The sequence below is a fragment of the Desulfuromonas acetoxidans DSM 684 genome (assembly GCF_000167355.1).
GTDB classification, from domain to species: domain Bacteria; phylum Desulfobacterota; class Desulfuromonadia; order Desulfuromonadales; family Desulfuromonadaceae; genus Desulfuromonas; species Desulfuromonas acetoxidans.
The window spans coordinates 26065-52801 of sequence record NZ_AAEW02000005.1 but is presented as its reverse complement, the minus strand read 5'-3'; the positions used below and the strand labels follow the sequence as shown (position 1 = coordinate 52801).

The following is a 26737-nucleotide window of genomic DNA, read 5'->3' as shown; positions in this document are numbered from 1 at the left end:
GTATCTATGTATACAAAATATATGAGAGCCGTTGTCATTTTTGAACAATGTAGTCCAATTATGGTGGCAGCCTAAGGGGAAAAGCCGGTTTATTTAGATTAAATTAGCTGCTTGAGGGGGGATTTAGGATGAAACTTAATTTGAAAATGAAATTTTTGGTGCCAATTCTGGGGGTGGCCATTGTTGGCATGGTCATTTTGACACTGGTCAGCTTTAATGCATCAAAAAAGGCACTTCAGGACAATATTCGCAGTCAGATGACTCAAATGACTCAATCTCTGGCCTTGCAAATCAACAATTGGGTCGTTGATCATCAGGATGATGTCATGGTGTTGGCCGACTCCAAAGAACTGGTTGCAGCTCTTGACGAAGAGGGGGCACGAGGCCGGGCACATGAAATTCTTGCCGAGGTCTATTCTTCATACGGTTCTTATGAATTTCTTGCGGTGGTCAATCGGGATGGACGAGTTGTTGTTGCCTCGAATCAGGAACAGGTCGGTCTTGACTTGAGTCAACGTGATTATTTCCAGCAAGCCCTGCGTGGAAAGGAAGTTCTTTCAGATGTTCTGATCAGTAAAATCAGCGGAAATCCTATTTTTTCAATTGCCGCACCCTTGAAAATTGAGCAACAGACCGAGGGTGTTCTTGTCGCAGTCGTAGACATGAACAGCTTTTCCGATGCATTTATCAAGCCGGTGAAAGCCGGTAACCGCGGCTATGCCTATCTGGTCGATGAAAAGGGGCGCTTTATTGCGTATCCTGACCAATCCAAGCTGATCAATTCGGGCATTGCCGGCTACGATTGGGGACAAACCATGCTGCGCCAAAAAAGTGGTTTTCAGGAATACCCCTGGAACGGTGTGGATAAAATTGTCAGCTATCGACCGGTCGAAGCAACGGGCTGGATGATTGCCTTCGGTGCTGAGTTGGATGACATTTTTGCCCCGATTGTTACGGTACGTAATCTTAGCGTGACATTAACCCTGATTGTTGTCGGTATTATCGCACTGGTGATCTATCTGGCTGTCAACAATATCGTTAAAGCGATCCGCACCGGAGTTGCTTTTGCCGAGAAGGTCCGTCGTGGTGATGTTTCGACACGGTTGAATATTGAGCGTAGCGATGAACTGGGAATTCTTACGCAAGCGCTCGACCACATGGCCGACGGTCTGGAAGAAAAGGCTATTTTAGCTGAAACCGTTGCCAGCGGCGATTTGCGTGTCGATGTTAAACTGGCGTCAAAAGATGACAGGTTGGGGCTGGCCCTGCAGAAAATGACCACGGATCTATGTCATATTCTTGAGCAGATTCGTGCAGCCTGTGATCAGATTGCCGCTGGCTCCACGGAGGTTTCTGATACCAGTCAGGCATTGTCGCAAGGTGCGACGGAATCAGCCAGTTCCTTAGAGGAGATTGCGGCATCGATGAATGAGTTGACGTCGCAGACGCAACTCAATGCGGATAACGCCAAGCAGGCCAGTCAACTTTCTTCTCAATCTCATAACTCAGCAGGGCGTGGCTCTGAACAGATGCAACAGATGGTTCAAGCCATGGCGGAAATCAACGAAGCAGGTCAGAATATTTCCAAAATCATCAAGGTGATTGATGAGATCGCGTTTCAGACAAATTTGCTGGCGCTTAATGCCGCTGTTGAAGCAGCGCGGGCCGGGCAGCATGGTAAAGGTTTTGCCGTGGTGGCCGAAGAAGTTCGTAACCTGGCGGCACGCAGTGCTAAAGCGGCCAGTGAAACAGCCGAACTGATTGAGGGCTCGGTGAGCAAAGCTGAAAACGGCGCTGAAATTGCCAACCGCACCGCAGATGGGCTCAATGAGATTGTTGATGGCATTACCAAGGTCACTGATCTGGTTGCAGACATTGCTGCGGCCAGTAACGAGCAGGCTCAGGGAATTGGCCAGATCAATATTGGCCTGACCCAGATTGACCAAGTGACTCAACAGAATACAGCCAGTGCTGAAGAGGGGGCCGCAGCCAGTGAGGAACTGAACAGTCAAGCGATCCAACTCCGTCAACTGGTCAGTCATTTTAAATTGGCCACCCATCAATCTTTTGAACCTGCGCCATCACAATCGACTGCGGTACCACAACCCCGCATTGAATCACCAACACCGGCATCAAAACCCCATGATGATGGGTGGGGAACCTCGTCATCTTCGGCACAAATTGCTTTGGACGACGATGAATTCGGTAAATACTGATCCATGAGAAAAGGCCGCTTCGAATCAAAAACGAAGCGGCCTTTTTGCCATTGAATCGGTTCTTTTCAGGTGAAAACGCTTATTGCAGACACTCTGGCAAATGAGCTGTTTTAAGCTGCCGTTCGATGTCTTTAGCGGGGAGAGGGCGATTGAACAGATAGCCCTGGCCGTATTGACAGGCATGACGTTGCAAAAAACTCAGTTGCTCAACCGTCTCCACACCTTCTGCCAACACCTCAATGCCCATATGGCCGGCCAGAGATATAATTGACAAGGCAATGGCGGCATCCTGTTCATTGATGGTGACGTCGTTGATAAAAGAGCGATCGATCTTCAATGTTGAAATGGGAAAGCGCTTCAAATAACTTAATGAAGAGTATCCGGTGCCAAAATCATCAATGGACAGTTGGATGCCCATGGCTGTCAATTTATTCATGGTCTCAGCAGCGGCTTCAACATCATCCATGAGAACACTCTCGGTAATCTCCAGTTCAAGCAGAGTCGCGGGCAACCCGTAGTGGTCTAGAAGCTTTGCCACCATTTGCGCCAGATCAATACGGTAAAATTGTACGGCTGAAATGTTGACAGCCATACGTATTGGCGAGATTCCCATCGCGTGCCATGCTGCAATTTGGCGACACGCCGTGTTCAGGACCCATTCTCCCAGAGGAATAATTAAACTGGTCTCTTCCGCCTGAGGAATAAATTCTCCCGGCGGAATCATCCCTTTCTCGGGATGATTCCAGCGCACCAGAGCCTCCATCCCGACCAGCTGGCCGGTATTGAGATCGTATTGCGGTTGATAATGCAACTCAAGTTGTTCTTGCTCGATGGCGAGCCTCAACTCCGTTTCGAGCCAGAGAAGGCCCTGAGCTTTCTCGTTCATGTGTGGTTTATAAAACCGAAAGGCATCACGGCCGGACTCCTTGGCCCGGTACATGGCAGAGTCGGCACAACTCAAGAGTTTTTCCGGGCTGGTGGCATCTCCAGGAAAAAGGCTGATACCGATACTTGCTGTCAAATGAAAGCGGTGATGTTCGATTTTCATCGGTACTGAAATGACACTGAGGAATTTTTGCGCCAGCTGCGTTACCTCACTCAGATTGTCTGCCGGGTCAAGGGTAATGAGGAACTCGTCACCGCTCATGCGGCTCAAATTGTCGGTAATGCGGATATTGTTCTGCAGCCGCTGCGCCACTTCCTGCAATACTTGATCCCCCACGGTATGTCCCAGAGTGTCATTGATATTTTTAAAACGATCCAAATCCAGATAGAGCAGCGCCAGTGTGCGGTTGTTCTTTTGGCAGCCGACCATATGGCTGTGCAGCAAATCAAAGAAAAAATCCCGTTGTGGTAATCCCGTCAGGGTGTCGTAATGGAGAATCTGCTCTAGCTGCATCTCTTTATAGGCAATATCCTCTTTCTGGCGCATATTTTCAGAAATATCGCGGCAGGTAAGAAAAATTCCCGTAACATCGTCTTGGCGGTTACGCAGCAATGTCGCGGTTTTTTCAACAGAAACGTTTTCGCCATTTTCATCCTGATAATTTTGTTGCACTTTTGTTGCTCGGTTCTTAGCCAAAGCTGTTTCAATCGGGCACTCCATGCCATGCTCTGAACAGGGGCTATCAAAGCCGCGTGTCAATTGGTAGCAGGTCATTTCCGTTGCTGATTGACCGACAGGAACCAATTTCTGAGCTTGCCAGTTAAGAACTTGGATGTTGAAATCCCGGTCTGTGATCATGACCTGCATCTCCAGACCGTCGATAACGTTGTGCAACAGATCCCGTTCAAGGTGCAGCTGTTCTTCAACCTGTTGTTTTTCATGGAGAATATGACGTTCTTGCAACGCACGTTTGACCACCTGACCAAGTTTCGGCATGCGTGATTTGAGCAGATAGTCGGTGGCGCCCCGGCGAATAATTTCCACGGCCCGTTGATCGCCGATTGTCCCGGAAACAAGAATAAAGGGGATATCGTATCCCAGTGCATTCAGATGTTCCAGCGCTTGCAGCGCGTCGTATTGTGGCAGATTGTAATCGGATAAAATCAGATCAATTTCGTCGTTTAGCGCAGCGACATACCCCTGTCGGGTCATTGTCACATGGGCAGAGACATTCAACCCTTCTTTGCGCAAAGTGTGTAACATCAGTTCTGCATCGGTTGCTGAATCTTCAAGAATAAGAATGTTCAGGATGGTTTCCGGCATCGAAAATCCTTTTATGAAGCGGTTTGGTTCATAATCAGCCAATAAAGCCCCAATTGACCGGTAGCTTGAACAAATTGCTCAAGGTCGACCGGTTTGACAATATAGCTGTTCACGCCGAGCTGATAACTTTTGTGCATGTCAATCTCTTCACGCGATGAAGTCAGGACAACGACTGGAATCTGGCGTGTTTCCTCTGTAGATTTCAAGACTTTGAGAACTTCAAGCCCATCCACTTTAGGCAATTTGAGGTCCAGAAGAATCAACCGAGGTTGGGCACTCGGGTCGCGATCCACATAGCGTCCGCGACAAAAAATAAAGTCCAGTGCTTCAGCGCCATCGTGGACAACTTCAATCGGGTTTTTAATATGGTTTTTTTTAAAAGCGTGAAGCGTCAACTCCACATCATTGAGATTGTCTTCAACCAGAAGAATTTCAATTGGAGAATCCATTTATTCCACATACCTTTCCAGGGTGAAAGAAAACGTGGCCCCTTTATTTGGTTCCGCCTGCGCCCATATGGTTCCTTGATGTCTGGCAATGACACGTTGCACAATAGCCAACCCCACGCCGGTACCGGTAAATTCGCTCTGATGGTGGAGTCGTTGGAATACACCGAATAGTTTCTCTGCATATTGCATATCAAAGCCGGCCCCGTTGTCACTGATGTTAAAAGTAACAATTTCCCCTTGGTGCGTTGATGTAATACAGATGTGCGGATAAGAGGTCTTTTGCGTAAATTTAAGGGCGTTGGAGAGCACATTGATAAAAACCTGTTTAATCAGTGCCGGATCACCGTAACACCTCTCAAGTGAACCAATTTCAATCTCAGGTGCATGAATAAATGTATAAACGCAATCCTGTAACAACTCATCGACCACCTGGCGGACAAGGGCCTCGGTGTCGATCATCTGTTTTTTCAATTCATGACGATTCAGTCGCGAGAAGCGCAATAAATCATCAATCAAGGTTCCCATCATCTGGCTGTTATCAACGACCAGGCTGAGATATCGGCTTGCTTCAGGCGACAGGTTTTCACTGTATTCATCTTGAAGTATCTGCGAAAAACCGCTTATCGCGCGTAAAGGTGCACGTAAATCGTGTGAAACGGAGTAGGAGAACGCTTCAAGTTCTTTGTTGGTCCGTTGTAGCTGTTCGGTACGTTGAGCCACTTTATCTTCGAGACTGTGGTTTAATTCGATGATCTCTTGTTCGGCTCGCTTCATTGTTGTTATATCCTGCAATGTACCTGAAAGCAGGAGCTGACCATGACGTGACTCGAACTCACCACGAAGTCGAACATAGCCCAGTTCAGAGCTTTCGGCCGTGATAACGGTCTCAAACTCATCGAACTGTTGTGTTGCAAAGCTGTTTTTCAGATGCTCAAAAAGACGTTGTCTCTGCGAAGAGGGCACTCTTCGGATAAACTGCCGTGGCGTCAGAACACTGTCCGGCGAACAATCGAGGATTGTGTAAATCTGGTCAGAGCAAAATAGTTCGTTTCGGCCAGCATGCCATTGCCAGTTGCCGATTCGGGCAATCCTTTGAGCGTTTTCAAGGCGCTGTTCACTCTGTTTTAAACGATTTTCTCGCAACGCAATCGCTTGCGCCATCCGCTCAAAGTTTTTGGCAAGATCTGCAATCTCATCATGACCGTTGATCGGCATATGCCGATCGTAATGCCCCTCTCGAATGAAGTTGACTGACCTTAACAACCCCTTTAGGCGATGAACAATCGTGGTTTGCACCAACCAATACATCAGCAGGCATAAACTGAGCAGGAACGCCATAATAACCGGCACGTTACTCAATAGTTGTGCTCTGACATGTCGGTTGAAATGCTCTACAGGAATGCGGACACTCATAATGCCACGCAGGTCGCCGACATGATAATTAAACCCGGTTGTATAGCGTGCTGAAATAGTCGGGGGAGCGGAATCTGCATCGCCATGGCATCTCAGACAGTAATCTTCTGTCCAGATAGGCGTTGCATATTGATAGAATATCCGCGACCCGGTGGCCACTTTTTCAAAATACTCCTTTTGTTGCGGGTGTTCTTCGAAATAGCGAACCACATTGGTTTCGATACTGTCAGCACGATTGTAGATATTACGTGGATCGGCTGAGACGTTATTAAATGAGAGTTCCGTCGGGTTGATCTGGTCAAAATGCTCCGAGATACGTGCTAAGGCATGAGCAGGGAGGAACCCAAGAGTGTCATCGGTCAGAGGTAGGCCACTGGAGATGAACTGATGGTGATAGACATAGCGGGTTGACATCATAAAATCACGAATACTGCGTGATTGCTCAAGGATCTGTTGACGCGAATAGTCCTGTATTTCAATAAATTCAAACCAGGCTTCACAAAGAAGAAAGACAAGAAAAAGCACACCTGTGATCGAGATCAATTTCACATTAAGCTTCACCAGAATCTCCTGACTGTGAAGGACAACAACCCTAAACAGACTAGCATAGAAGATCTTAATTTAAAGACTATGAGTAAAATCTTGTCTAAAAAAGTGCAATAGTGGCGGTGTTAGATGGGGATAGAGATGTTACAGGGGAAACAGATCCTCCCCTTCAACATCTTTACTTTAAAGAACTTTTCCCTTGATAATTACAGATCGTCGAAAGTGTAGGAGATGTGGCGTGTTGGATCAAAGGTGCCATTGACGATTTGAGCTGTATCTTCGCAAAAGACGCGGGCTTCATCTGTTGGGATCACCAGCAGGTCAATGGCTGAATCCGGGTGGCTGATTTTTATTTCGCTGTGAATACAGCGCGGTTGGCCATTCTTCTTTTCATCAAGAAGGATGTTAAAGCAATCCATTCCGTCGAGAACACGACGGCGAACATCGGCCTCAATATTTCCCTGGCCTGAAGAAAAGACGATCGCATCGCATTGACCGAGGACACAGAGGTATTCACCGATAAACTTCCGTAACCGATAGGCTTCAATCTGCGCAGCAAATTTGGCGCGAGGATCATTCTGTTCGGCTTTGATAAGCACTTCCTGACGTGTTGTGCAGTCTCCACCGGTCAAGCCCATCAAGCCACTTTTTTCATTGAGGACTTCTTCAATCTGTTGCGGACTGAGTTCCTCCCAATCCATGATAAATCCAGGGATGCCTGGATCAATATTACCGCAGCGACGTTCCTGGGCGGTCCCTTCAACGGGAGTCATGCCGGTACTGGTATCAATGGACTGACCGTTGCGGATGGCGCACAATGACACACCGAGATCCAGATGAATAGTGATCAAATTGCATTGTTCAACGGGTTTGCCGAGATGCGCTGCCGCTCGCCGGGCCAAGTAAAGATGCGAACTGCCGTGGAATCCGTAGCGGCGCACACGATATTTTTCATACCATTCGTAGGGCAGGGGATACATATACGCTTTGGCTGGCATAGTGTGATGAAAAGCCGTGTCAAAGATGGCGACATGGTCAACATCGGGTAACAATTCCATGGCCGCGATGATCGTTTGCCGGCTGGGAATGTTGTATTTGGGAGCCATGCGCTCAACTTTGCGAATGGTATGCAGAACTTCGACATCAATCTTTACAGAATGATGATACGTTTCCCCCCCATGGACAACACGATGCCCCACACCACGGATCTGCGACAAAGAATCCAACACTCCGTATTCAGGGTGGCAAAGAGTTTTTAAAATGTAATCAAGCGCGTCGTGGTGATCTTCGAGCAGCAGGGGCGAGCCGTTCAAAATACAATTGGTGCTATGAGTGCCTATTCCTTCGACATAGCCCTGCGTTAATGGGATAGGGTTAGGGTAGTCGAATAAATGGTAATGAATGGTCTGGCTGCGACAGTTCAGGGTCAGAATAATCACGGTGTTTCCTCCGGGTTGAGCGGGAAGATCAACAAAATGGCATGTTTAGTCCCTCGCGTCAATTAGCCTTTTTGTGGACGACTGATCCGGTTGAAGTCGCTATAGAGGTATGCTGAGCTAATCAAAGTTATATTTACCGTTGATTTGGTAGGTAAGCGTGAATCCGAAAGGCCATTTACGTGGGGAACGGTCACCCAATAAGGGGTGTGTTGACAAATATTACGCCCGACGGGACAATGCTCAAAAGCTGTTTATCTTTAAATGGAGATCGTCATGAATGTCAAACAGTTGAAATGTATTTACCTGGATCAACCACAGTTGGAAGGATTTCGAAACTTTATCAGCAGCTGGTATATCGAAACCGACGGGTTCCGTGCTGTTGTCGATCCGGGACCATTGTCGACTATTCCGGTTCTGGTAAATGCCTTGAGAGATCTGCAGGTAGAATCGATCGATTATATCCTGTTGACGCACATCCATATTGATCATGCCGGAGGGACCGGTGAGTTGATCAAGTACTTCCCTGAAGCTCAAGTTATTTGTCATCAAAGCGGCATTAAGCATATGATTTCTCCGGAAAAACTCTGGCAAGGCTCTTTGCAAGTACTGGGAGAAACTGCCGAAGTTTACGGCGAAATTATTCCGGTGCCGTCGCAGTCGATCTTTTACGCTTCAGAAGTTGGCAACAGCGGCATTCAGGTGTATGAAACACCGGGGCATGCGCCACATCATGTCTGTTACCGCTATGAAGACTTGGTGTTCGGTGGAGAGATTGCCGGCGTGCATATCCCGGTTGACTCTGGGCGCTATATGCGTCCGGCTACGCCGCCACGCTTTATCTATGAAGTCGCCAGAGACTCGATCGATAAAATGATTGCCGTGGCGCCGCGCTATCTTGTCATTGCCCATCACGGGCTTGTCGAACCGGCTGTCAGCTATCTGCAAACAGCCCGCAAGCAGTTGGGACTGTGGGTGAAAGCAGTGGCGGTAACTGATCATATCGTTGAAGAACAACGTGACGAGGTAATTTATGACTGGTTATTAAATAATGACCCGACATTCAGTGCTGTGGAACAGCTTGAGACCGATATTTATGCCCGGGAACGCTATTTTATGAGCAATTCGTTGCGTGGCATCCAGCTCTATTATAAGACGTTACCAGCAGAGCAACAACAGGCTTGGAAAAATCATCCATCGTAAGGCCGGTGTATCAGTGAAGAGAAACGACAATCCAAGCCACGTTATCAAGTCAGGATTTCGTTGCTTTCAACAACACAAATTTGTGGGTGCTGGCCACGAGTTTGCAGTTACCAAACAAACGCTTGAGCTTGGTGTGGTAGCCGAGATGGCGGTTACCGACAACCCAGAGCTGCCCGGAACGTCCTAACACCTGGCGAGCCTGGCGAAACATCTGCCAGGCCACTTGGTCACCGACAACCTGTTGCTGGTGAAACGGTGGATTATTGATGATCAGATCGGCGCTGTCCCGATCGATCCCGTTCAAACAGTCGATCACTTCAAAGCGGGCAGGGCGATGACCGAAAATCGCTTCAAAATTGATCCGAGCCGAGTCAACGGCCCGATACGATTCGTCAACAAAGGTGAGGTGCGCTTCAGGCTGCTGGCGTGCTGCGGTGATGCCAAGAATGCCATTGCCGCAGCCTAAGTCGATAATCACCTTAGCCGGAGGCAGTAGGTGACTTTGCTCAAGAACCAGTCGGCTTCCCAAGTCGAGCCTGTTCATTGAAAAAACGCCAGGGTGTTGTAGCAGATTAAGCTGAAACTCCGGTAAGCGGAGGTTGGCGGGAGGCAATGGCGTGAGAGTGCGCTCTGCATCAAAGCTACTGAAGATCAAACGCGCTTTTTTTCGGGCAAGCGACGTGTGAGTTGGTCCCAGTATTTTTTCAAACAGCTCAATTGCCGAAGCACTGAGATGCTTGACCATTGCGGCGCCAATGATCACTGACTCCGGTTTGATGACAGGACGTAGCCGAACCAGTTGATCTTCAAGCAAGGCAAGGCTTTTGGGAACTTTGATCAGGACAATATCATAGTGGCCTGGCGGAGTGGTTAAGCTGTCAAAAAACGTGATGCAGTCCTGGGCTATCCGGTTACTTTTCAGATTGTGTAATAGCCCGTGATACGTTAGACATGAATCGCTGACCAAGGTCGGCTCATAAGGGTGCAGGCAACAACTCAATGCGCCAAAAGAGTCGTTGACGATCAGTAGGCGTTGCGATGGCTGGGGCAAGCTCTGATCGTGTAACTCGTTGAGGATAAATTCGTCCGCAGCATCCCAGGCGCGTAACGGATCATTGTTACGAACCGGATAGCGATAAAGATCCCATTGACCCTGAGGAACACTGATTTGGCTCATATGACCGGCAACCTTCGTGTAGTTAAACGCCACATTGCAAATTGAAAAACAGTATGGCGTGTTGAAGCGGTCATACTAGCGCTGTTTGCCCGTAAAAAAAAGAGCTGAGTCTTTTAGGTACGACTAAAATCGTGCGCCTGCGCCAATCTTTCTAAGGGGCTTCGGCCGATTCCGTGGCGGCATTCACCCAATCATCAAGTTTAGCCATCAATGTATCTCTGGTTTCATAGGAGATATCTGGCAGAGTACCTCCCCAGGCTTCTTCAGCCCGGGCAAAGCCATCTTCAATTCCGGCTCTAATGGCATCGACGCGACTGGGGTCATTGCCAGCCAGTCCCACAGCAAAATCGAAAATCCGTTGGGCGGTATTTTCGACACCGAAATAACCATCTTCTGCCACCAGATCCTGAGCCTGTTCCGGTGTCAGAGTCTGCAGATCAATGGTGCTGTCTCCGGTCGAAACTTCCAGAGCAATTCCTTGTTCCTGCAGAGTCGTCGCAAAGAGATCACGCAACATGGTAAAGGTTTTGCCCAGCTCAGCATCTGAAACGCTGGCAGTGTAGGTTCCTGGATCAACCGGTTTATTGCCGAGAGACACGGTATCCTGAACACCTCTCTGAGGTCCTTGTTCCTGCTGCATTTGTCTTTTTTGAACAGCAGCTTCGAGCAATTGCCGTGCTTCAGCTTTAAAGCTGTCGAGTGTTGATGTATTGATTGATTCAATCATGGCGCCCTCCACGTTAATGGAAAAATGTTACACCTGAAAGTATAACAGAGATCTCGATGGAAGGGGGGAATCTACTATTTTGCCAATAGATGATTGAAATTGTTGCCTATTCAGGTTAACAATGACGTCATGAACTTTATTGAAAGGAACCTTGTTGTGGCAAAAATATTAATTTCTCTGGTTATGATTTTTTCACTGTGTTCTTGTGCCTGGATGCGGCCAGGGTTTGAATCGCCGACGATCCAAGTCACCCGTTTCTCCGTCATGGAGAGCCAGGGGCTGGCACCGCGTTTTGCCATCACACTCAATATTATTAATCATAACCGGCAGCCTCTGGAGATTGACGGGCTGAGTTATGCCCTTGAAATCGAAGAAATCCCTTTGCTCACGGGTGTTAAGTCGGATCTACCACGCATTGAGGGCTTTTCTGAACAGAAGGTGACGTTGTCTGTTACCGCCGACTTACTCAACAGCCTTGATCTGATTTCACAATTGACCCGTCAACCTCGTGATCAGTTCACTTATACCTTGCGTGCCAAGCTCAATATTGGCTGGTTAGCGCCGGGAATTACCGTAGAGAAACAAGGAGAGATTTCACTGCGCACTCTGACACGTTAATGTTTCCTTTTGCCCTGAACGGAGTTTGGCTGTTATGAAATTGTTTTTTGTTCTTGGTTGTGTGAACGCATTCCTTTCCGTTGCTCTGGGTGCGTTTGGTGCGCATGGTCTGCGTCAACGGGTCAGTCCTGAACTGCTGATCACCTGGGAAAAGGGTGTAGACTATCAGATGTATCATGCTCTGGCGTTGCTGCTGGTCGCCCTGTGTATTAAAACCTGGCCGGAAGTGCGGCGGGTAAGAACAGCCGGTTTGTTGTTTTTTGTCGGCATTGTTCTTTTTTCAGGTAGTCTTTATGTATTGGTTTTGACCCAGGTGACTGTTTTGGGACTGATCACACCGGTTGGTGGCATCTCCTTCTTGTGCGGTTGGTGTCTGTTGGCGCTTTGTGCCAGTCAATTTGACAGTCGCTGGTAGACGCTTGAATCTATATGACATGATATTTATTTGCGGAGGGGCTCCATGGCAAAAAAAATCTTTGTTGCCGCAACGGGTAAAAACTGCGGAAAGTCAACCATCTGCCTGTCGTTATTGTACCGCGCTGCGCGAAAATACCCCCGTATCGGTTTTATCAAACCTATTGGTCCTAAACTGATTGAGTTCAACAATTTCCATGTGGATAAAGATGCCGTTCTCATGGCTCAAGTCTTTGGACTTGAGGAGCATATCCGCCAGATGAACCCTGTTCCCGTGTTTGCGGATACCACCCGGCAAGTTCTTGATGGCCAGATTGGCCCGGACTTTTTTGCCGAAAAAATGATCGAAGCATGTCGGTATTTTGAAAAAGAGTGCGATTTTCTGGTGATCGAAGGTGCTGGCCATGCTGGAGTCGGATCGGTGTTGGGCTACAACAATGCCGAGGTTGCTAAATTATTGGATGCTCCGGTCATGATGGTTACGGATGGGGGCATCGGTCGCGCGATTGATGCTGTCAGCATGAATCTCAGTGTTTTCCAACTGGCAGGAGCTCCGGTGCGCATGCTGGTAGCAAATAAATTGATTGCCGACAAGCGTGAATTGACAATGCATTATCTTAAGAAAGCCTTTGGCAACCGCGATATTCACATTCAGGGTGGCTTTAACTTTTCGCCCATCCTGGCGAACCCCACGTTACACCGCATCAGCCGCTTGCTAGAATCACCCCTGAAGGGCAATCTGGACGAGCAGCACCGCATTGTCCATCATGTTCAATTAGGTGCTGCTTCAGCACAACGGGTTGCGGATCTGCTTGAGGAGTCGAGCCTTTTGCTGGTCAACAGTACTCGTGACGAGTTGATGGTCATGCTGGCATCGCTATACCATCTTCCGGAATACCGCCATAAAATTGCCGGCATGATCATTCCGGGACATGCGCCGGTCTCACCGATTACGGCGCGAATTGTTGATGACAGTAATATTCCTTATATGCGTACCCATTTGACCAACTCTGAAGCCTTTACCCGAATTCAGAATGATGTCTCCAAAATTACGGCTCAAGATCAGGAGAAAATTGATTTGATCGGCCATCTTGCCGAAATTGAATTGGATTTCGATACGGTGGATAGACTGTTTGATTAAAACAGTGCTGACAGGTGACTATAGTGGATAACACTCTCTTACGCGGTACAGTATTTCTCATCGTTTTTTCTGCCGTTGCCTTCAGTGAAATACGTTGGCCACGCCTCAGTAGCCACCATTCGAAGAAAACCCGCTGGCAGCGTAATTTGGGCCTGATCGCAATTGATGTTGTTGTGGTGTACCTGTGGATGCCGTTGACGGTCGTTATGGTGGCCACCCGTGTCCATGATCATCAGTTGGGAATCCTCAATCAAATACCTCTGCCAACGCCCATGGTCTGGCTGATCGCCTTGATCTGGATGGATATGGTGATCTATTGGCAACATCGCTGGTTTCATCAAATCGGCTGTTTATGGCGTTTGCATAAAGTGCATCATCTTGATTTGGACATTGATGTCTCAACGGGATTACGTTTTCACCCTGCAGAAATCCTACTATCGCTGTTGCTCAAATGTGCGGCAGTCGCTTTTATGGGCGTTCCAGCACAAGTGGTGGTGGTCTCGGAAATTCTGATTAACAGTGCGGCCATGTTCAACCACGGTAACATAGCCATCCCTGCACCGCTTGATCGACTCCTGCGCCATTTTCTGGTGACACCGGATATGCATCGTATTCACCATTCGGTGACTGTCCGCGAAACCAATTCCAATTACGGATTCTGTTTATCCTGGTGGGATTTTTTGTTCCACAGCTACACGGAGCACCCCCAGAAAGGGCATCAGGGCATGCAGATTGGGTTGTCCGATTATCAGAGTTTTGCCCGGCACACGTTGGTTTACCTGCTTAAGTTACCCTTTATTCCGCCGCAACCTGATGACGCATCCGCCCCAAAATAGTGTATACTTCTCTTAACTTGACTTCATATTGAAAGGCCTGCTCATGACAGAACAGACAGTAGAATATGATTTATGTGTGCTCGGTTGCGGTCCCGGTGGTTTTGCCGGAGCCATGAGGGCATTTGATTTCGGCAAACATGTCTGTGTTGTCGAAGGAGGAGAGATTGGCGGTGCCGGGGTAAAATGGGGGGCTTTGGCATCAAAAACAATGTGGGAGCTTTCCAAAGATTACTCCATTGCCGCCAAACAGGATCGTGGTTACCAAAGCCAACACCTCACTGTTGATTTTAGCGAAGTCAATGCAACCATTGAAGAAGCCGTCAAAGAGCGCCAATATCAGATGCTCACGCAACTGGAAACCTTTTCCCCCCGACGTTGGCAAGGAGAGGGGTCAATCACCTACGTTCGAGGGTGGGCATCTTTTGTTGATCGGCACACTGTTGAGGTCTGTCTCGACGATGGCACAACGCAGCACATCCATGCGAAGAATTTTCTGATCTCCACTGGCAGCCATCCACGTGGTTATGGCAATCTCCAAGTGGATCAGGATAAAATCTTCAATTCAAACGGTATTCACCGACTTAAAAAATTCCCCAAACGATTGTTGATTCTCGGCGCCGGTGTCGTTGGCTGCGAATACGCCACGATTTTTGCCAACTTTGGACAGACACAGGTTCATCTGGTTGACCACAAAGACCGGGTTCTGTCGTATGAAGACCGTGATGTCAGTGCGTTTGTTGAACAGAGTCTTGAAGGTGCCGGCGTCGTACTCCATCAATCCGCAACACTGCAGGATATTCACCGTCGACAGGACTACCTCGCCGCAGTTCTCGATTTTCCAGACGGCCACAGCGAAGTGATTGAGGTTGATGCCGCACTGATCTCGGTAGGACGGCAACCCAATTTACAACATCTCAGATTGGACAAGATTGGCATTGATATCAGTGAAAACGGTTTTTTGACCACTGGGGTGGACTGTCGCGTTGATGGAAATATCTTTGCTTGTGGTGACGTAACCTGTCATCCAAATCTGGTCAACATCGCCGAATTGGAAGCACGCATGGCCGCCAAAGAGATGTTTTGTCGGGCCATCCGTCCACTGAATTACTGTAATATGTCGGCAATCATGTTTCTCAATCCCTCTGTTGCAACCGTCGGATTGAGTGAAGAACAATGCCAGGCCAAAAAACTGAGTTATCGGGTGGCCTATGTGGCGTATGCCATGTCCAGCAGGCCATTGGCCATGCGGGCGAAGAGGGGGTTTGTTAAGATTTTGGTGACGGATGATGCCGAAATGAAAATTCTTGGTATGCGTTCTGCCGGACCGCAAGTGTCCAACGTCGTTCTGTCCATCGCTCATTTTATGGATCACGATAAAGGCGCTGCCGAGGTCCTTAAATCGGTGTATCCTCATCCGAGCATCTCAGAAACGACGCAGGAATGCCTGCGCCTGCTGATTGGAAAATCGATCTACAAAGCCCAGGCTTTCCCAGGAAAAATGTGGGTGAAAACCTGGAATCCTCAAGATGGTTATCATGATTGTTCACGTGATTTCCAAGTGGAACAATGTGAAATCCCCAGCCAAAAAACACCCTGAAATAACGAGATTAGAGCAAGGGAGATGTCACGTCCTAAAATACGTTGACAGTTTATTCCTAAGCCACCTCCCCCATGGAGGTGGCTTTTTTATGTACTTCTTCCGGTGTTTTCATATTCAAGCTAAGGTGCGGCCGTAGGCGGTTGTAAATAGCGACCGATTCGCGAACCAAGTCCTTCAGTTCCTGCAAATCACGACACTTAAACAACAAAAACTCTTGCTTCAGAATTCCGTTCACCCTCTCAGCCAAAGCATTTTGATAACAATCGTAACCATCTGTCATGGATGGCGTTATGTCATGACGCTTCAGCTCTTCCTGATAGATTGATGAGCAATACTGTAATCCTCTATCGGAATGGTGTAACAACGGTTTACCTGTCTGGCGTTGTCTGGCTGCTTGACGTAATGCCTTGACAACACTTTCTGCGCGTAGATTGTCACTGACCTCATACCCCATGATTTTACGGCTATAAGCATCAGTAACCAGCGATAGATAATGAACCCCTTCATCTGTTTCAACGTACGTGATGTCACTGACAAAGACCTGTTCAGCCCGATTGATATCCTGACTCGCGATAAGATTCGGATATTTTTTCATCCAGTGCCTGCTCTGCGTTGTCTTGATGAATCGTTTGACCGGTGGAACTAACAGCCGATGCTCTCGTAAATAATCAAAAAATCCATCCCGACCTAATTTGATGCCCTGAGCATCAAATTTCGGTTTCAGCAGTGAGTACAGCTTGCGACCGCCCAACCTCGGCATGAATCGTCGCAACTCCATCACCATCCCTTTGACGGGAGCCAGCTCTATGTTGCGTTGCTGGGTGCGCCTTTCTCTTTGATAAACGGCCTGCCGACTGATGCCAAGAAGCTTGCAAGCGCGGCTCAAACTTAGCCCTTTGTGTTTTTGAATGCGTCTCGCTCCTTGGCAATATACTTTTTTCTCAAGCTCATTCCGTGCTCAGAATCCAGGATATCAACAACTTCATTCAAAAGCAGATTACGAAGACGTTCATCTTCAAGTTCGCGCTCAAGTCGCTTTATCTTTTGTGCAGGGGTTTCTTTGGCTTTGGGAGTTTTGGGCATAGCGAGCCTCACTGGCTGGGTCCAATCCAACTTTCCGTGCTTTCTTAACCATGTTAGCACGGTTGAGCGACCCTGGATGCCATAGATCTTCTGGGCCTGCTTGTAGGTCATATCGCCTTTTTCTACGGCATCAACAACCTGCAATTTAAAGCCCATTGTGTAATCTCGTTGAGTCCGCCGACTCCGCTTGCTTTCTACTCTGTCCATAAATAAGTCTCCAAGGTGTAAACTTATTTCAGGACGGGACAAGAGATAGAAAAAAGGCTTCGTTTTCTAACGAAGCCTTTTTTGTGTTATTTACCGAACCATTTCTTTTTCGCGCTGTAAACTGTCACCCGATTGCGTCCTTTTTTCTTTGATTCATAAAGGGCTGAATCCGCTTGAGAAATCACATCATTTTTATCAATTTTATCCTTAGCAGGGGAGATATCGGAGACGCCAAAACTGGCCGTAATATAATAGGTTTCACGCTCATGGGTAAAAGTGTGTTCCGACAGGGTGCTACGGAACTTCTCAGCAACGACTTCACCTTCTTGAGCATTGGTTTCAGGCAAAACCAAGACAAACTCTTCTCCTCCATAACGGGCAAACAGATCGTATTCCCGCAGTAAACTGCGTGCTACATCCGCAAATTGTTTGAGAATATAGTCACCGACTTGATGGCCGTGCAAATCGTTGAATTTTTTAAAATTATCAATGTCCACCATCACCACGCTAAGCGTGTAATCGTTGCGTTCCGAGCGATTAATCTCCCGATCAAGAAAGTTTTGAAAATAGCGGTGGTTATAGGCTTCAGTCAAACCATCAACATTGGCCAGACGCTCCAACAGTTTATTCTTCTTTTCCAGCTCGGCCGTAAGCATCTCCAGTTGAACGGTCTTCTCCACCAGAGAGCGATTCATTTGCTCATAACTGAGGTTGAGTACACTGAGTTCAGCGTTGGCAATCTGCAGAACTTCAGCAATTGATTTCTGATTCTGAATCTTGATGTCGAAAAACTTGCCGATCTCTTCAACTTCCATATGCACCCGGTCAAGAAAGTCTTCCAGTTTTTTCTCAGTTAGGTGTAGACGACGTTTGGCCTGAGATTTGAACAAACCAACCAGTTCATCCGGCTTTTTCGCATTGTAAACCCGTGAAATAATCCCAGACAAGCAGACCACTTCGCACAAAAGTTTCAGTTTAGCGTCCTTAGAAGGGAGTTTATGCGGCTCATGGTGGTAACGAAGTGGTTCGACAATCTCAGCAGGAAAGCCCCAACTGCGACATACTTCGCTGCCAATGTAGGTGTGGTCTGCACCGATAAATTTTATTTCTGCTTCACAGCGTTCCATCTCTTCATCGGCAACAGCCTGATCAATCTTTTTGTATTCAGCAGGAAACGCTTTTGCCAAAACCAGAACACCGAGGTTTTGCAGAAGACCGGCGATAAAACCTTCTTCTGTATCATCCGCACCAACAGTGGTCATCAACATGCGGGAGGCAACAGCTTCGGACAATGATTTTTCCCAAAAAGTGGCATAGTCAAAGCCATCTTTTTTTTGCTTATCCGGCTTCAGAAAGGAAAAGGATAAAACCAGGCTGCGTACGGCATTGGTTCCCAGAATGGATGCCGCCTGATGAATCGTGCCGATCTGTTGCGGAAAACTGTAAAATGATGAATTGACCACTTTAAGAATCTTAGTGGACAAGGAGATGTCCTTGGATATCAATGAGGCGATATCACTGATTGTAGTGTCTTCTTCCGCTGTAATGGAAATCAGCCGTGAAGCGACAGCAGATAATGTCGGCAACTCATCTGAGCTGAGAACAAAATTTAGGACATCTTCTTGAGTCATCATTGGGATTACTCCATTTGAATTAAATCAATAATGACAACATAGCACAGGTTCAAAAAATCGTTGAAAAAAATCTCTTTTATATCAACGAACTATCAAGAATTCTGTTGTTTGTAACAGGCAATGTCGTCAATGGTTACCAGAGGGAAATAATGTTTCTGACAGAAGTCAATTAAATGAGGCATGCGGGCCATTTCACCATTTTCCAAAGTGACCTCACAAAGGACACCACACGGATTCAACCCCGCTAAATCCATCAAATCCACGGTGGCCTCAGTATGACCGCGGCGTTCGAGAACACCGCCGGATTTTGCTTTCAAAGGGAACACATGGCCAGGGCTATGAATGTGCTCCGGTCGACAGTCTTGGGCACTTGCAGCACGAATTGTCGTAACGCGGTCAGCGGCTGAGACTCCGGTTGTCACGCCATCTGCCGCCTCAATGCTGACGGTAAACGCGGTCTGGTAATGGCTGCGGTTGTCATTGACCATCATCGGTAACTGCAATTGAGCAACTTTGTCCTCCGTCAGACATAAACAGACAATGCCACTGCATTCACGAATCAACAGGGCCATCTGTTCGTTGGTCAGATGGTCGGCGCTGAAGATAAGATCGCCTTCGTTTTCGCGATCTTCATCGTCCGTGACAATGACACCATGACCACGTTGAAGAGCCTGAAGGGCACGCTGAACACGTTGTTGAGAGGTACCAAAAAGAGTATCAAGGGTCTGATTCATGCGAAGTCTCCTTAGAGCTAAGCGGGAATCAGGGCGCACAGGAAGACAGTGCTGCGAGTTGCAACAACAACCACAGGAAGCTGAATATCCTCTTTCATCCGGACTATAACCGTCGGCTCTGGAATCTCACCAGATCTGCTGACCCTTTATCCCAATAATAAAGGCGCTCGCGGGCTTCTCACAAGGAGTCACCGCCGGTGGGGAATTTCACCCCGCCCTGAGAATAGGGCATTAAAGTAACAAGTCTGTCTATACAGTTCCAGATAAAATTCTTTCATAAAGCCAATGAACGGTTGTCAAGACCATGATTGTTCCGATACCAAGTCGGCAAAAGTTTTGATCCACCGCATACCTCGGCCACTCGGTGACACGGAGGCTCCAAAACCAGATGTGGCCCCAAGTCTGCTGAATACCCAGAACTCTGAACGATATCAGAAGAAAAGGGTTGCTCCACTGTTCCCGCAGTATCAACACCACCCTCGACCGCCGCAGCTCGATCTACATAAACACCTCTGGACACCTTTCTGTCTGCGGTAGGATTCATGACACACCCTCAGGACAAGGGCCACGTGCACCTGGTCGACCAGCTACAGGAAGAAATGGCCTAACCAGGTCAGTAGAACTTCAGCAGTGATTCCTGGCTCTGAGGTCGGCAGCAATATGCTTGATAGCATCATTACGTTTAAGCCCCTCAGCGGTGTATTTATCGAAAAGGCCGGCAATCAGCTCAAAGTAAGCAGCTTTGGCTTGTTCAGCACGTTCCTTGTCAAATTCACTGATAGTTTTATTGCGAGGTCTGGCAGGTACTGAATCGGTAACGGGTGTAGCGCCTGATCCAGATAAAGAGACGGAGTCATGAGACGACCCCGCCAGCAAACGACACACTAATCATGCCGCATAAGAAATATTGTTTCTTGAATATATGAAAAGGTGAATAGTGAAAACTTTCGGAATTAACAACCAGAAATGGAAAGCGGAAGGGTGCTGTATGGGTGGGTGCAGGGGTGTTGACGTAATACAAAAAAGGCAGTACGATCATACAAAAATCCGCTATAGGTGGTGGTTTTTTTATCGAAACACCGGAGTTGCAGCTCTGATGTTTCACCGTTCTAAGCCTTCAGGAGTTGCAGCTCTTGGAGGCTTTTTTATTTTAATGTTGTGCCGGAATCTGTAACATATCCGGTAATTGCAGTTACCAGATAGTGTAGGAGATTAGCGCGACTTTCTAATGTTTCGATGGTAATACCAAAGGGTTTATTTAGTCAACTATACGACTGATAAAGCTCTATTTCTTATCAGCCAGGACAACCAAAGTTTCATCTTCGCCAATCTCATCACCAAGATCGAACCGTACTAGGTCAACAGAGACACCATTTTTTTCGATATCTCGGATCACCTTTTTCATAAAATTTTGAACGATCATACCAACAGCAGCGCGAGGGTAGCCCTGTTCAATAACGGTTGATTGAAACTGTGCATAAATGTCCTCGTCGAGTGTCATAGCAACACGTTTTCTAGCCATAGTATTTTCCTTTCTAGTGACATCTAAATGTAACATTTCTATCACAACTGAAAATATGTAGTCAACAGGTAATCGCTCACAATTCACGCTCCGGCTAAATCGCCGTTCGCTCAGCTTGGACGCTTACCGCTAACGCTTACGCTACGGGAACTTGGCCTCCTTCACGAAATAGCGTGAGCCTCGGCCCTGGTTCCCGCCAGCATGGAGCATGTGAGCGTGACCGATACCAGCCGACCCCTACGGGCTACCCCCCCCGGCTGCGCGCCTGTGCGCGTCGGTCAGTGGGGAGAGGAGGGGAACGGATAGTCTGTTTTTGGTTGTTGAATTAGAAAGGAGATTTCTCGGACTCTGGTTGCACAGATTGAGCATAGGCAAGTAGACGGTTAAATACTGGTGCGCCTGTAAAAGACGAAGTGCTCTTATTCGTGTGACGGAACCAGGGACGGGGAGGGATGGGGATTTTATCGTCCTTTGAGCGTGTGAGATTGAGTTCCTTGATCTTGCGAACTCTGTCCCGGTGTAATGCTTCCTGGTAGCGGCCAAGTTGCCGATATATCCACTTTGAAGGGGTGAATCCGGTATCCTCACCAGTATCTAAATCAATCGACTCATAACCGTAGGTTTCGTCCAGGTACTCTGAGGGTATTTCATCGGGAACATCTACAAGGGTGCGACTGTTTCCCCACCAGCGACCAAAGGAAGAGAACCCTTCGGGAATGGCTTTCTGAGCTTCCTTGTCCAGGTACTTGCACAGATAGGAACCTTTGCCCAAATCCCATTCGATAAAGTTACGATCATGGGAATGAACTCGGAGGTGCTTGTCTTGGCCATAACCAGCGACACGGTGCCATGCCTTGGTGAGCTTCTGGTGGTTTTCGTCTGTAAGAGGGATTGAACTGAACAGATGAAAATGAGGACATCCACGGGTTTGAAACTCAGCAATCCAGATGTATTCCATGCCTGGGAACTGTTTGCGGACGTTGGTAAGAAAGCGGTTCAGATCGGCTTTAAGTGATCGGCCATTGATGGGCCAAACATCACCATAGGTCATGCAGAATTGAGTCTTGATTTTATCCCTGGAATTGGCAGCAACAAAGCGAAGTCGGCCACGAGATTTATCGCTAAAGCCTTGAATAGATGTGCGTGTGCGATCAGGTGCGACAGGAACCTTACCTATAAAAGGTCTCTTTATCTTGACCGTTGCAGGATAAACGTGAAAGGTCGGAACTTCAAAAGTTTGAGATATGGGAGAAGTAACAAGCGGCCCGTCTGGTTTAGCTCCACCGCGTACCTCGGCCCCTCGGTGACGCGGAGGCTCCGAAACCAGATGTGGCCCAAGGTCTGCTGAATGCCCAGAACTCTGAACGGTATCAGGAGAAAAGGGTGGCTCCACTGTTCCCGCAGCATCAACACCACCCCCGACCGCCGCAGCTCGATCTACATAAACACCTCTGGATGCCTTTCTGTCTGCGGTTGGAATCATGACACACCCTCAGGACGAGGGCCACGTGTACCAGGTCGACCAGCTGCAGGAAGAAATGACCTAACCAGGTCAGTAGAACTCCAACAGTGATTCCTGGCTCTGAGGTCGGCAGCAATGCGCTTGATAGCATCATTACGTTTAAATCCCTCAGCGGTATATTTATCGAAAAGGCCGGCAATCAGCTCAAAGTAGGCAGCCTTAGCCTGTTCAGCACGTTCCTTGTCAAGTTCACTGATAGTTTTATTGCGAGGTCTGGACGGTACTGAATCGGTAACGGGTGTAGCGCCTGATCCAGACAGAGAGTTGAACAGGTTGACGAAGTGGTTAGATTGATCAGCAGGTATGGTGACAGTGACCTGAACGGCACCATCATCAACAGGAGAGATCGTAAGAGACGGAGTCATGAGACGACCCCGCCAGTAAACGACACACTAACTATGTCGCATAAGAAATATTATGTAAACTTTTGTTACTTTATCACCAAGGCAGTAAAGATCACTCTTGAGCCGATTGTTGAACTGCTTCAGATAACAATGTGACACCACGCATAATATCTTCGAGTGAACTCGATTCAGCAACATTGTGACTGATCCCATTGTGGCTGGGAATAAAGATCAACGCTGTTGGTGCAAGGCGTGCCATATGCATGGCATCGTGACCGGCACCACTGGGCATTTTGCGCCAACGCCACTGATGTGCTTGAGCCAGGTCAATCAATTGTTGTTGCAGCATCCCATCTAATTGGACCGGAGCATCATCACACAACCTTTCAGTATGGATGCGACACCCGGATTGGCTCTCAACGGTGTCAACCAGATTTTGAAACGCTGCAACCATCTGTTGCTTGCGATCACCATCAATGTCGCGGATATCAACGCCTAACGTGACAGACCCTGGAATGACATTCATGACATTGGGCTGTGTGTGAATTTCACCAATGGTCGCAACACTCTGTTCACTGCTTTGTCGCGCGATGTTCTCTGTACCAAGAACGAGCTGCGCTGCTGCGACCAAAGCATCCTGGCGCATCGTCATTGGTGTTGTGCCTGAATGATCACTGCGGCCGTTGATGGTCAAACGAAAACGACTGGGTGCAGCAATCGCCTCAACAATGCCCAGATGTTCCTGATGATGCTCAAGAACCGGGCCTTGTTCGATGTGCAGTTCGAAAAAAGCCTTAAGATCTCCCGGTGTCAGATAGCCACCGTTTTCGACATCCGGTGAGCAGCCGGATTGAAGCAACGCCTGATAAAAGCTGATTCCATCACGATCACAAAGTTCTTTCATGCGTGCACAATTGAGTTGACCGGTTAGGCCCTTACTTCCCAACGTTGCAACACCAAACCGGCTGGATTCTTCACAACAAAAATCAATAATTTCAATGGGATGCTTAGTTGTTATGTGTTCATCGTTCAAGTGACGGACGAGTTCAAGGGCGGCAAGAACACCAATAATGCCATCATAATGTCCCCCCTGCGGCACGGTATCCAAATGGGACCCGACCATGACTGCAGGTAGCTGACTATCACTGCCGTTACGCCGGCCACGAATGTTGCCATAAGGGTCGATATGTACATCAAGATCAGCTTGTTGCATCTGTTTAATCAAATAGTTACGCGCTTCATGGTCAGCTTTGGATAACGCCAGTCTTGTCACCCCGCCATTATCTAAGGCACCAAACTGAGCAATCGCACGAAAATCTTTTTGAAAACGTTTTGTATCTATCATAATCGCTCCTGAGGGTTATCCGACACTGGCCAGCTCGAGGCGACTGCCCCATCGCTGCTTTAATGTTTCGCGCACTGCATAGTACTGTGGTGAAGTGAGAAAATCATCCTGCTCAATAAGCTGCAAAGCGTCTTCCCTGGCTTGTTCGAGCAGTGAGGCATCGCGTAACAGGTTGGCAACTCGAAAATTCTCAATGCCCGCCTGACGGGTACCCAGAAATTCTCCGGGCCCACGCAATTCCAGGTCGGCCTCGGCGATGACAAAGCCATCGTTTGAGCTTTGCATGATATTGAGCCGCTGCTGACCATCGTGACTGCACTGTTCGGACGGGACCAACACACAGTAACTTTTTGCAGCGCCCCGCCCTACCCGGCCTCGCAACTGATGGAGTTGAGCCAAACCAAATCGTTCCGCATGCTCAATCACCATGGCAGAGGCGTTCGGCACGTCAATTCCGACTTCAATCACTGTGGTTGCGACCAGATAATGAATCTGTCCCTGCTTGAATTTATCCATCACAGCTTCTTTGTCGCGTGGATGGAGACGTCCGTGCAACAGACCACCGCTATACTCTGAACCCAACTCCTTTTCAAGGGCTTCAAACGCTTCAGTAGCGGCTTTGAGTTCAGAGCGTTCACTCTCCTCAACCAGAGGATAAACGAAATACACCTGATGCCCTTTATCGAGTTCTCGGCGGACAAAGTCGAGCAGTTGTGGTCGTTGCGAGGAACGGGCAATACGCGTCGTAATCGGTGTTCGTCCCGGAGGAAGTTCATCAATCACCGACATGGCCAGATCACCGTAGAGCGTAAGAGACAGTGTGCGTGGAATGGGAGTCGCCGTCATAACCAGCGTGTCCGGGTTGTGACCTTTTTTGCGCAATTGATGACGTTGTTGAACACCGAAGCGGTGTTGTTCATCGATGATCACAAGCCCGAGATCAGCAAACGTCACGTCGGGCTGGAGAATGGCATGGGTACCGACCAAGAGTTTGATCTCACCATGGGCCAGGCCATCTAACAGCGTCTGTCGTTCGGATTTTGGCGTGGATCCGGTCAGCAAAGCACAGTGAAGTCCCAGTTGCGTCATCCAATGGTGGAACTGATTGTAGTGTTGCTCTGCAAGGATTTCAGTTGGTGCCAAAACCGCAGCCTGGGCACCGTTTTCAACAGCGATTAGGGCAGCCATCAAGGCGACAATGGTTTTACCGCTGCCGACATCGCCCTGAATCAGGCGATTCATTGGGTGCGGTGCCAGCATATCCTGTTTAATTTCACCCAAAACACGTTTTTGGGCGGCGGTCAGGCTGAACGGCAGTGCTTTAGCTAAGGGTTGCGTATAGCGGTGCTCCAATGTGAACGCTCGGCCTTGCTCGACCTGAACGCCCTGGCGGCGGAGAGTCAAACCAAGTTGAAGGTAAAAAAACTCATCATAAACCAGCGTCCGTCGCGCCGGGTCCTGCCCTTGCTGTAAGCAGAGAAAGTCACTGTCGACGGGTGGGCAATGGCAGTGCAGCAAGGCTTGATTCAACGGGAGAAGGTCGCGCTTTTTCATGACCCACTCAGGCAGATGGGTCGGAACGGAATCAGCATAGTCCGCCACAGCTTGTTGGCAAAAGTTGCGTAACTGCTTTTGTGACAACCCCTCGGTTAACGGGTAGACCGGAAGAATGCGCAGACTGGCAGAATCTGTCGCGTCATTAAAGTCAATCTCAGGGTGAAGGATTTCACGGCGACCGGAGTAGAAGCGCACTTCACCATAAACCTGGACAATTCGTCCGGGCGTATAGTTTTTTTTCATCCAGTCGCGTCGGTAATGGAACCATTTGAGTAGCATCTGGCCGGTGTCGTCGCCAACAACAACTTCAAAGAGTTTTTGGCGACCACGGCCGATCGGCACTTCATCGGCATTGAGGATTTTACCGCGAAACTGGCCAGGTTCTCCAGGTTTAAGCTGGTTGATGGTAGAGAAATGCCGCCGATCTTCATACCGATGCGGCAAGGTGTACAGCAGGTCTTCGACGGTGTGAAGACCAAGGCGGGTCAGTTTTTCGCACAGTTTGGGACCCACCCCCCTGAGTGAGCTCAGAGGGGTGTTTAAATCAGCAGACTGTGACGTATGGTGTCCCATCCCGATGTCAATCTTGTTGGTTATTTTCCAGGAGGCTCGTCAAACAAAGCATTGAGATGAGTGAGCAACTCATTAACGTCCAGGCCGTGGTTGGTCGCCCCGAGCTCTATAGATTCATGCTTGGCTCCGGAGCAGGTTGAGCATTGTAACCCAAAGGATTCCAGAACCTCTTTGGCTTTGGGATGGCCCTTTAACACGGCTGCCATTTTTGTGGTTTTATCGAACATGGAC

Annotated in this window: 22 protein-coding genes and 1 riboswitch; of the genes, 7 read left to right on the top strand and 15 right to left on the bottom strand. The window is 48.3% G+C overall.

Features of this window, described 5'->3' with window-relative positions; genetic code table 11:
- Positions 1 to 128: 128 nt before the first annotated feature.
- Positions 129 to 2216 carry a methyl-accepting chemotaxis protein gene (locus tag DACE_RS05015; RefSeq protein ID WP_005998894.1) on the top strand — a complete coding sequence of 696 codons (2088 nt, stop codon included), beginning with the start codon at positions 129 to 131 and terminating at the stop codon, positions 2214 to 2216.
- Positions 2217 to 2295: 79 nt separating this feature from the next.
- Here the strand turns inward: DACE_RS05015 and DACE_RS05010 are convergent, their stop codons facing one another.
- From DACE_RS05010 to DACE_RS04995, 4 genes are all read right to left on the bottom strand, one after another.
- Positions 2296 to 4425, bottom strand: coding sequence for a GGDEF/EAL domain-containing response regulator (locus DACE_RS05010; protein ID WP_005998892.1), 2130 nt, complete (start codon positions 4423 to 4425; stop codon positions 2296 to 2298).
- An 11-nt stretch (positions 4426 to 4436) separates the two neighbouring features.
- Positions 4437 to 4874, bottom strand: a complete 438-nt coding sequence (locus DACE_RS05005; RefSeq protein WP_005998890.1) for a response regulator — start codon at positions 4872 to 4874, stop codon at positions 4437 to 4439.
- Positions 4875 to 6812 carry a c-type heme family protein gene (locus DACE_RS17070; protein ID WP_272940858.1) on the bottom strand — a complete coding sequence of 646 codons (1938 nt, stop codon included), beginning with the start codon at positions 6810 to 6812 and terminating at the stop codon, positions 4875 to 4877.
- A gap of 227 nt (positions 6813 to 7039) precedes the next feature.
- Positions 7040 to 8272 carry an acetate/propionate family kinase gene (locus DACE_RS04995; RefSeq protein WP_005998887.1) on the bottom strand — a complete coding sequence of 411 codons (1233 nt, stop codon included), beginning with the start codon at positions 8270 to 8272 and terminating at the stop codon, positions 7040 to 7042.
- A gap of 273 nt (positions 8273 to 8545) precedes the next feature.
- Here DACE_RS04995 and DACE_RS04990 point away from each other — a divergent pair, with 273 nt between their 5' ends.
- Complete coding sequence (locus DACE_RS04990; RefSeq protein ID WP_005998884.1) at positions 8546 to 9472, top strand: MBL fold metallo-hydrolase; 927 nt, start codon at positions 8546 to 8548, stop codon at positions 9470 to 9472.
- A gap of 49 nt (positions 9473 to 9521) precedes the next feature.
- On the opposite strand, the gene DACE_RS04985 is transcribed toward DACE_RS04990, so the two are convergent.
- The gene (locus DACE_RS04985) at positions 9522 to 10649 is read right to left on the bottom strand and encodes a methyltransferase (protein ID WP_005998882.1); all 1128 of its coding nucleotides are present in this window, start codon (positions 10647 to 10649) and stop codon (positions 9522 to 9524) included.
- A gap of 151 nt (positions 10650 to 10800) precedes the next feature.
- On the bottom strand, positions 10801 to 11376 hold the full coding sequence (locus DACE_RS04980; RefSeq protein WP_005998881.1) for a hypothetical protein: 576 nt from the start codon (positions 11374 to 11376) through the stop codon (positions 10801 to 10803).
- A gap of 156 nt (positions 11377 to 11532) precedes the next feature.
- Between DACE_RS04980 and DACE_RS04975 the strand changes: the two genes are divergently transcribed.
- The 5 genes from DACE_RS04975 to DACE_RS04955 are packed head-to-tail and all read left to right on the top strand — an operon-like array spanning position 11533 to position 15982.
- Positions 11533 to 11994 carry an LEA/WHy family protein gene (locus tag DACE_RS04975; RefSeq protein WP_005998878.1) on the top strand — a complete coding sequence of 154 codons (462 nt, stop codon included), beginning with the start codon at positions 11533 to 11535 and terminating at the stop codon, positions 11992 to 11994.
- A 34-nt stretch (positions 11995 to 12028) separates the two neighbouring features.
- Positions 12029 to 12409, top strand: a complete 381-nt coding sequence (locus tag DACE_RS04970; protein ID WP_005998876.1) for a DUF423 domain-containing protein — start codon at positions 12029 to 12031, stop codon at positions 12407 to 12409.
- Positions 12410 to 12454: 45 nt separating this feature from the next.
- A complete protein-coding gene (locus DACE_RS04965) occupies positions 12455 to 13549 on the top strand; it encodes an AAA family ATPase (RefSeq protein ID WP_005998874.1) in 1095 nt (364 codons plus the stop codon).
- A 23-nt stretch (positions 13550 to 13572) separates the two neighbouring features.
- Complete coding sequence (locus DACE_RS04960) at positions 13573 to 14385, top strand: sterol desaturase family protein (protein ID WP_005998872.1); 813 nt, start codon at positions 13573 to 13575, stop codon at positions 14383 to 14385.
- Positions 14386 to 14428: 43 nt separating this feature from the next.
- The gene (locus tag DACE_RS04955) at positions 14429 to 15982 is read left to right on the top strand and encodes a dihydrolipoyl dehydrogenase family protein (RefSeq protein WP_005998869.1); all 1554 of its coding nucleotides are present in this window, start codon (positions 14429 to 14431) and stop codon (positions 15980 to 15982) included.
- Between the two features lie 58 nt (positions 15983 to 16040).
- Here the strand turns inward: DACE_RS04955 and DACE_RS17800 are convergent.
- The 9 genes from DACE_RS17800 to DACE_RS04900 form a co-directional block, all read right to left on the bottom strand.
- A protein-coding gene (locus tag DACE_RS17800) for an IS3 family transposase (protein WP_238326394.1) occupies positions 16041 to 17275 on the bottom strand; the annotation gives its coding sequence in 2 pieces (ribosomal slippage) (positions 16041 to 16904 and positions 16907 to 17275; 1233 coding nt in all).
- 86 nt (positions 17276 to 17361) lie between these two features.
- Entirely contained in the window at positions 17362 to 18909 is a 1548-nt protein-coding gene (locus tag DACE_RS04940) for a sensor domain-containing diguanylate cyclase (RefSeq protein ID WP_005998862.1), read from the bottom strand.
- Positions 18910 to 19001: 92 nt separating this feature from the next.
- Complete coding sequence (ribB, locus tag DACE_RS04935) at positions 19002 to 19643, bottom strand: 3,4-dihydroxy-2-butanone-4-phosphate synthase (protein ID WP_005998860.1); 642 nt, start codon at positions 19641 to 19643, stop codon at positions 19002 to 19004.
- Positions 19644 to 19725: 82 nt separating this feature from the next.
- Positions 19726 to 19872: riboswitch (FMN riboswitch) on the bottom strand.
- A gap of 1056 nt (positions 19873 to 20928) precedes the next feature.
- A complete protein-coding gene (locus tag DACE_RS04925) occupies positions 20929 to 21165 on the bottom strand; it encodes a hypothetical protein (RefSeq protein WP_040366269.1) in 237 nt (78 codons plus the stop codon).
- A gap of 325 nt (positions 21166 to 21490) precedes the next feature.
- Positions 21491 to 22648, bottom strand: coding sequence for a rolling circle replication-associated protein (locus DACE_RS04920; RefSeq protein WP_005998854.1), 1158 nt, complete (start codon positions 22646 to 22648; stop codon positions 21491 to 21493).
- On the bottom strand, positions 22645 to 23052 hold the full coding sequence (locus tag DACE_RS04915) for a hypothetical protein (RefSeq protein WP_005998853.1): 408 nt from the start codon (positions 23050 to 23052) through the stop codon (positions 22645 to 22647). Before DACE_RS04915 ends, DACE_RS04920 begins: the two co-directional genes overlap by 4 nt.
- 91 nt (positions 23053 to 23143) lie before the next feature.
- Positions 23144 to 24376: a Zn-dependent hydrolase gene (locus tag DACE_RS04910; protein ID WP_005998851.1), complete on the bottom strand. Its 1233-nt coding sequence runs from the start codon at positions 24374 to 24376 to the stop codon at positions 23144 to 23146.
- A 15-nt stretch (positions 24377 to 24391) separates the two neighbouring features.
- Positions 24392 to 26506: an ATP-dependent DNA helicase RecG gene (gene recG, locus DACE_RS04905; protein WP_005998849.1), complete on the bottom strand. Its 2115-nt coding sequence runs from the start codon at positions 26504 to 26506 to the stop codon at positions 24392 to 24394.
- Positions 26507 to 26526: 20 nt separating this feature from the next.
- A complete protein-coding gene (locus DACE_RS04900) occupies positions 26527 to 26733 on the bottom strand; it encodes a DUF1858 domain-containing protein (RefSeq protein ID WP_040366267.1) in 207 nt (68 codons plus the stop codon).
- Positions 26734 to 26737: the final 4 nt, after the last annotated feature.